Origin of the sequence: Endozoicomonas sp. ALC013 (assembly GCF_049310205.1) — a bacterium.
Taxonomy (GTDB): domain Bacteria; phylum Pseudomonadota; class Gammaproteobacteria; order Pseudomonadales; family Endozoicomonadaceae; genus Endozoicomonas.
In genome coordinates this window covers 26,067-33,409 of sequence record NZ_JBLYNS010000050.1, presented here as the reverse complement: position 1 = coordinate 33,409, position 7,343 = coordinate 26,067, and the positions used below count along the sequence as shown (strand labels likewise).

General features: G+C 48.7%; 4 protein-coding genes. All 4 read right to left on the bottom strand.

What is annotated here, in order from left to right; translation table 11 throughout:
* Positions 1 to 184 precede the first annotated feature (184 nt).
* The 4 genes from glnD to ACO6V1_RS11295 all read right to left on the bottom strand — a co-directional run bounded on the left by glnD (position 185) and on the right by ACO6V1_RS11295 (position 7,278).
* Positions 185 to 2,896: a [protein-PII] uridylyltransferase gene (gene glnD / locus ACO6V1_RS11310; RefSeq protein WP_422462472.1), complete on the bottom strand. Its 2,712-nt coding sequence runs from the start codon at positions 2,894 to 2,896 to the stop codon at positions 185 to 187.
* Between the two features lie 2 nt (positions 2,897 to 2,898).
* Positions 2,899 to 3,693: a type I methionyl aminopeptidase gene (gene map / locus ACO6V1_RS11305; RefSeq protein WP_422445386.1), complete on the bottom strand. Its 795-nt coding sequence runs from the start codon at positions 3,691 to 3,693 to the stop codon at positions 2,899 to 2,901.
* 149 nt (positions 3,694 to 3,842) lie between these two features.
* The gene (locus ACO6V1_RS11300; RefSeq protein WP_422466911.1) at positions 3,843 to 5,483 is read right to left on the bottom strand and encodes a hypothetical protein; all 1,641 of its coding nucleotides are present in this window, start codon (positions 5,481 to 5,483) and stop codon (positions 3,843 to 3,845) included.
* Positions 5,484 to 5,733: 250 nt separating this feature from the next.
* Entirely contained in the window at positions 5,734 to 7,278 is a 1,545-nt protein-coding gene (locus ACO6V1_RS11295) for a hypothetical protein (protein WP_422466909.1), read from the bottom strand.
* Between the last annotated feature and the right edge of the window lie 65 nt (positions 7,279 to 7,343).

Sequence of the window (7,343 nt, the reverse complement as noted above, 5' to 3'; positions counted from 1 at the left end):
TGTACACGTCAAACTCATTGAAACCATGTACCAGGTGCTACTAAACTGGCAGGGTAGTATAAGGAAAGAGACTGGGCTGAACGCTCTGATGACGGGGAGGCGCTACACCCGCAAAACGGTCTCAATGCAGGTCGGATCGCGAGCCGACTCGTGCCCCAACCGCATGCATCATGAAACTCAGTTATCAAGGTGTAATGGCATCATGGCTTGACGCTTCACGCAGTACATGGATTAATGCACTGCATATTTCGCTACAGCTCGCAGCCTCCCGAATGGCCTTACCATTATGGTCAGCTATGATAAAACTGTCTTCGACCTTTTCCCCAAAGGTGGCAATTTTGGCACCGTGTACCTGCAGATCCAGTCTGGCGAAGGTTTTGCCGATCAGGGTAAGCAGTCCGGGGCGGTCTGTTGCGGTAATATCCAGCACTGTTTGCCTGGGTTCAATCTGGTTGCTGATCAGCACCGCAGGCTCCCGGTTAAAATAGCGCAGTTGCCGTGGTGTGCGACGGCGGATAAGGTCCGGGAATGTGTCCGGCGCAGACAGGGTATTCTGCAGGTGCGTTTTGATGTCCAGTATCCGTTCGGCATTGGGCCCGATGGCAGAGCCATCTTCTTCAAGCACGGTATAGGTATCAAGGCTGTAGTTACTTCTGGAGGTAATGATACGGGCATCCTGAATGGCCAGTCCCAGCTGATGAAACGCTGCTACTGTGGCAGCAAACAGATTGGACTGGTCATGGGTATAGACAAACACGCTTGACCCCTGGTGCTCATAACCATCGGCAATTTCCGGAATCAGGATCAGCGGCTTTTCTGAGTCATGCTGGAGAATACCTTTGGTCTGCCAGCTGATTTCATCACTTTGGTGACGGAGAAAATACTCATCATTAAACTGATCCCAGAGGTAGGATATGTCTTCCTCTTTCAAGCCTTGTTCGATTAACAGAGCCATTGCCCGTTGTTTGGTGTTGGCTATCTGCTCATTCATTTCCGGCAGATTATCTACGCCCCGTTTCAAAAGCTGGTGGGTTTGCGAGAAAAGCTGTTGTAACAGAGAGGCTCTCCAGCCATTCCAAAGCCCGGGGTTGGTGGCATTAATATCCGCTACTGTCAGGAGGTAAAGGTACTTCAGTCGTTCCCGGGTACCGACACGCCGTGCGAAGTCCTGAATCACTTTCGGGTCGGACAGATCTTTTTTCTGAGCGGTGACGGACATGGTCAGGTGTTCCTGGACCAGCCAGACAATCAGCGCAGTATCTTCTTTATTCAGGCCATGAACACGACAGAATTGCTGTGCATCCTCGGCACCGAGCTGGGAGTGATCGCCTCCACGGCCTTTACCGATATCGTGGTAAAGGCCTGCCAGATAAAGTAATTCCGGTTTGGGAATTCTATGGATGATTCTTGAGGCAATAGGAAACTGCTGGTGGCTCTTTTGGTAGGAAAAACTTCGCAGGTACTTTATCAATAACAGGGTGTGGGCATCCACCGTGAGTGTGTGGAAAAGATCGTACTGCATCTGCCCTATGATTCGACCAAACTCCGGAAGGTAGCGACCCAGTATGCCGTAGCGGGCCAGCCTTCTTAACGACGCTGTTAAAGCATAGGGGGCACGCATGAGTTCCAGAAACAGCCTTGTACATCTTGGGTCTTTGCGAAAAGTACCGTCTACCAGGTGGCGGTAATCTCTCAGCAGTCGTATGGTTTCAGCGGTGGGACCGTGGATTTTCTGATCCCGGGTGAGCAGCACAAACATCTCCAGAATCGCGGGCGGGTGTTCGGCAAAGACTCTATCGTGCACGGTTTCAATGTAGTTATTGCATACCTGGAAACGTTCATTAATGGCATGAACTTTATGAACGATGCCAGCGCTGAGGATATCGTCGTCAAAATGTTGCAGCAGCAGGTCTTTTAGCTGGCTGACAATCATGACCGTGCGAAAGTAGCTCTGCATAAACTGCTCTACCGCCAAAGCGCCTGTGTGGTCGTGATAACCGAACTGGCTGGCCAGCGTTCGCTGGTGGTCAAACAGCAGGCGATCTTCTCCCCGCCCGGTCAGGGAGTGAAGTGCCCAGCGGATTTTCCAGAGAAATGCCCGGCACCTCTGCAGCTGCTGATATTCAACATTGCTCAGGAATCCAAGCTCCATAAGCTCAGCGGGATCATGAGTCCCGTAGTGGCGACGGGCCACCCATCCCAGCATATGCAGATCCCGAAGGCCGCCCGGTGAACCCTTGATATTTGGCTCCAGATCATATTCGGTATCATTATATTTACGGTGCCGTTTACGTTGTTCATCGAATTTTGCCTGAAGATACCGTTGACTGGGCCACATATTTTCAGTGTCAATCAGGTCCAACAGGTGTTCGTGCAGAAATGCCGGACCGGATATCACCCGGGACTCTATCAGGTTGGTGATGATGGTCAGATCGTCAGCGGCCTGGCTGGCACACTCATCAAGGGAGCGGACACTGGAGCCGACTTTTAATCCGATATCCCAGAGTAAGGTCAGGAAATGTTCGATCGCATCCTGGTGTTCATCGTAATGGTCTTTTTCCAGCAGTATCAGAATGTCAATGTCGGATCCGGGGTGCAGCTCCCCTCTGCCGTAACCGCCAACGGCCAGTAGGGCAATGGGGCAGCTGTCACTCCAGTTCAGATGTTCCCAGGCCAGGCGCAGAATCTGATCCATCAACCAAGCCCTGGCAAATACCAGCTGCTCTATATTCATACCATCCAGAAACCATTGATCCATTTTGGATGTGGCTTCCTTGAGGCATTTCTTATAGGCCGGAATCGGGGTTTTGGAAATTGTTAAGTCCGCCCGGAACTGACTCTTGTTGAAAAGATGATCCTGAACAGAGGTTGGGATTTTCTGAAACGGATTGCTCATTATTAGAAGTTTTCTTCTTTTCGTTTGGTGAGCACTTCATAGCCTGTAGCGGTTACAGCAATGGTGTGTTCCCACTGGGCAGAAGGGCGTCGATCTCTGGTTACCGCAGTCCAGCCATCGCCCAGAAGTTTGGTTCCTTTCTTGCCAGCATTGATCATTGGTTCGATAGTAAATGTCATGCCCTCTTGCAGGACACAGTCATTTCTGTCGTTATAACCCTCATAGTGGATGACCTGTGGGTCTTCATGGAACACACTGCCAATGCCATGGCCGCAGTACTCTTCCACAACTGAGAAATGATTGCCGTGGGCATGTCTGGCAATTACACGACCGATATCGCTTAGACGGTTGCCTGGTTTCACTTGCTCAATGCCCAGATAGAGGCACTCCTGAGTCACCTGTACCAGCCTCTGGTTAAACGGTTGAACGTCACCAACCAGGAACATTTTGCTGGTATCGCCATGGTAGCCATCTTTGATCACAGTGATATCAATATTAACAACGTCGCCGCTTTTCAGAAATTTTTTGTCACTGGGAATGCCGTGACAAACGACCTGGTTGATGGAAATGCAGGTAGACTTGGGGAAGCCGGGTCTGCCCGGGGCTGCGCCGTAGTTCAATGGGGCAGGAATTGCCTTCTGCACATTGACAATATAATCATGGCAGAGGCTATCCAGTTCGCCGGTTGAGACGCCGGGCAGCACATGGGGTTCGATCATTTCCAGCACTTCAGCGGCCAGACGGCCAGCGATGCGCATCTTTTCAATTTCTTCAGGGGTTTTGATGGTTACATTCATTGTCAGGTCAGGCCACTTAAAGATGCGAAAGTCAAATGATAATTCTTATTATCTTACCAGAATCCCCAAGCGAAGTATTAACAATATTATATTCGTCAGCTGTTGCTCAAAACGAGGGGTGACTTCTGCGTTTAAGTCCGGCAAGCCTCCTAAAGCAGGTAAGATGCCGATAAAGCCACAGCCCCCAACGGTACTGCAATTTGGGCATATCTGACAAAGTGCCAGAAGGAAGATAGCCAGGTTCTCTGGTCTACTTTTGGGTTTGATCTGAACCTGACATCAAGGCTTTTCTTTGAAAAATAATTATCTTCATAGCGCTTGGAACTGAAGAGCCCCCATAAGGTATACCACTGGCAATCCCAGGCGTCAGGATCGGATTCGCAGGACTGATGGTAGAAAGGCAGGTTTTTCTGATAAACCGTTAACTTCAGTGTGTATATTGTGTTCGGAGCCAGCTGGTCATCGTAGCTGAGGGCCTCGTTGGACAGGAAAATTTTTCCGGGATAGTAGAACAGTGTGGGCACATAACTCCGGTAAATATTTTTGTCAGGGTTATCACCATTTTTCAGTTTGAACTCCCAAAGCGTCGACCGTCGAATTTTCTGGTCGTTGGAAATGGCGTTCAATGTTTGCTGAATACCTTTTGCTTCATCGATATAGATAGTAGACTTCAGTCTGTCGCCAAATATGGATGGTTCGTAGAGCTGGACTCTGACGATGATATTTTTCAGCTTTTCAGTGACATCTTCTGATACCTCGTTGAGTGCTGCGGCAGAGAAGTCCTGGGCCCTCATGATGAATGGGTAGCCTTTCTCTTGCCTTGAGCCATCCAGACCAGGGACCGACTGCCATACCAGTGGGTCAATATGCTCGTTGTCAAAAGTTTTGGGAAGCGAAAAAGCGTTGGGAGAGTCTGAAGCAATTCTTTTTCGTGTGGTTACGGTAAAGCTGACTTCGTCTTCACCCTTGAAGCGACAGGAAAGGCTATCCGGTTGCGGGTTGTGGATATGCTCGTTGAAGATGTACTCGTTTTTAGGGTCTTCAATAAACAGGGTTGGCGCTAATCTGGCAGATTGTGAGGTACGCGCGATGTTTTTCAGATTGCTTACAGTGACCACTTCCTCTTCACCCGGTAGCAGATCATAGCCATTGGCAAGACGGTCAATAAAGCCGGGGTAATCAGGGCTCCAGCGGGCTTTATCTTTTTTCAGAAACTCCACGTCAAAGACCATTTTTCCCTCACCATCCTGACAGTACCGGCTTTCGTGCATGGTGATATCGGCGTAACAGGTTTTTGCCTTCCAATGGCAATGTTCGACTTGTTTCATGCCACCATCCGAGGTGGGCAGGTATGTCTTTTCACATACATGGTAAGAACCACAGTGATGTGCATCGGTGACGAGCTGGCACTCCTGCCAATTCCAGTGAAGGTATGTGCGGTAGTTAATAACACCTTTCCAGGCTGGTGACGGCTGTTGCCGCAAAATATCTGCCGCATCGTGGCGGCTGATATTTTTTAAGTCCTGCCATGCTTCTTCGTCAAAGGATTCCGGTAAGCGAACATGGGTATAGTGGTTGGCCGAACATCTTAACTCTTCAGAGTGGAGGTTGCGGGTTTGATGGGCAGGGATAACGTGTCCGGGACATGACTGGCTTGCAGTTATCCTCGGAGCAGACACTTGCAGGCAATGGTTATTAATAAGAAAAGGCACGGCATAAGAGGTGTATGGCTTTGAAAATAAAAGTATGAGCAGCAAAGCCACATACACAAGTTGCTTTTTGATAGCCATCACATCAACCTGCGAAAACGTTTAATGAATTTGTTGTGAAAATGAGTATCCCGTCACAGATACTCATTGTTTTGTATTGATGTTTTAACCCGGATATTTCATAAACGTGCTCCCGCTCTCGCTTGTCCTTTGCCGCTCTAAGGGAGTTTTGTTCAGTCGACCGTACTCCCCGGTACGGCGCTCCCTCACAAAATCCCTTAGAGCGACAAAGTCCTGCGCGAGATTCGGGGCAGTTTATGAAATATCCGGGTTAAAAGAGCTGTCGTCTTTTTCTGCGATCCGAAAAGACGTTGTCCCTGGTCAGCATATCAACCACGCTTTGCAGCTTTCTGGCTTCATCAAGACGGTTTTCCTGGTTTTCCAGAGCGTTGATGCACATGGCAACAGCTCCTTTGAGTGTGCCAGCCTCAACCATCATGACGTCGCTCTCAATATCATCGTCATCTTCTGATGAGCTGAAAACCTGCTTTGCTTTTGCCTGGTAGAGGGCTCTTGCCATGTCTGAACTGAGGTAGTGCTGACGATATCCGTCACGAACTTTTCTCAGGCCGCCTGAGCGGCTGATGGCCAGTTCTTCATCAATATCTTTTTTAATCAGGGCGATAATGAAATATTTGGTGTCCATCTCATTGGATTTACCGCCCAACCAGGTAACCCATGAACTGACAGATAACCACTTTTTGCTGGCGGAATTTTCAATGGTTAACATTGCTTCCTGAGCGAGATTGGCGTAACGCATGAGCTTATTCTGATCATAAATGGGTGCAGCACCAACGGTCATATCGTTCAGGTAATAATCCAGATTGAAAATACGCTTGTCATATTCAACCGGGATGCACCCAATTTGAATTCCATAGGTGGCACGAATGTAAGATCTAGCCCAGAATGCATCGATCAACATCTCTTTGGCTCTTTTGCTGCCTTCCCGGTCGGAAATGGTTCTGTATCTCTCTGACGTACCGAAGGTATCTATAAAGGTTTCAATGGCATCTTTGGTAAAACGGTTGATCCCTTCATCAATGACTCGCTTATCCTGGGTTCGCATGGCCCGTAGCTGCAACGCATTACGTTTCATATCAGCGATCTGTTCTGCAGTATACAGTGACATCGACTTGAGCTGGTCGCTACTGATGCCGAGCTGCTGATGAAGGACGCCATTGGGCAGGACGATATTGAAATGAAGCTGGCTCATTTGGGTATCAAGCCTGCGCAAGGTTGACTGGTATTGATGAACCAGCGGGAGCATATCAACCTCACTGTCGGGATCTGCAGTTATGTCTGGTCTGAGGGTGGGGAAATGTTCCAGGTTGTTAACGTCTTGAAGGAACAGGTTTGATTCCTGTGTGAAGGTTCTCACATGGTCAAGAAATTCCCTGACGGGTATTGGTTGAAGGATGCTCTCGTCAGAAATTTTCTGGAGCTCTGAGGCAACGGTGGTTAAGTCCCTCAGGCTGCGGCCAAGATCGTTAATGGTTTTCAGCAGGATGTCACCATCACGCTCACCTCTCAAATAAAAGGCCTGTATGTACTGCTTCTCGATTTCTGTTTTGTTGGCAAGGTTGATAGTCAATTGGTCACTGTTTTCCGGAGTGACACTGATAACTGGTGGGAATACTGCATCAGCGTCAGATCCTGGAGTCTGTTCGTAATAGTGACCGGGAGATACCTGTTGCCCATGGTATTGCTCAAACCGGGTCGGGTCACTCCGTAAGGAGCTGCTTGCCGAAACAGTGTCGAAAGTCGTAAAAGCAAAAAATATTACACAGCATATTATGCTGCCAGTAGCTCTGTTCATTTTAAAAGCTCTGAAAAGTTAAAAAAAATTATTCACCTGGTATATTGACCATGGTGAAAGAATAT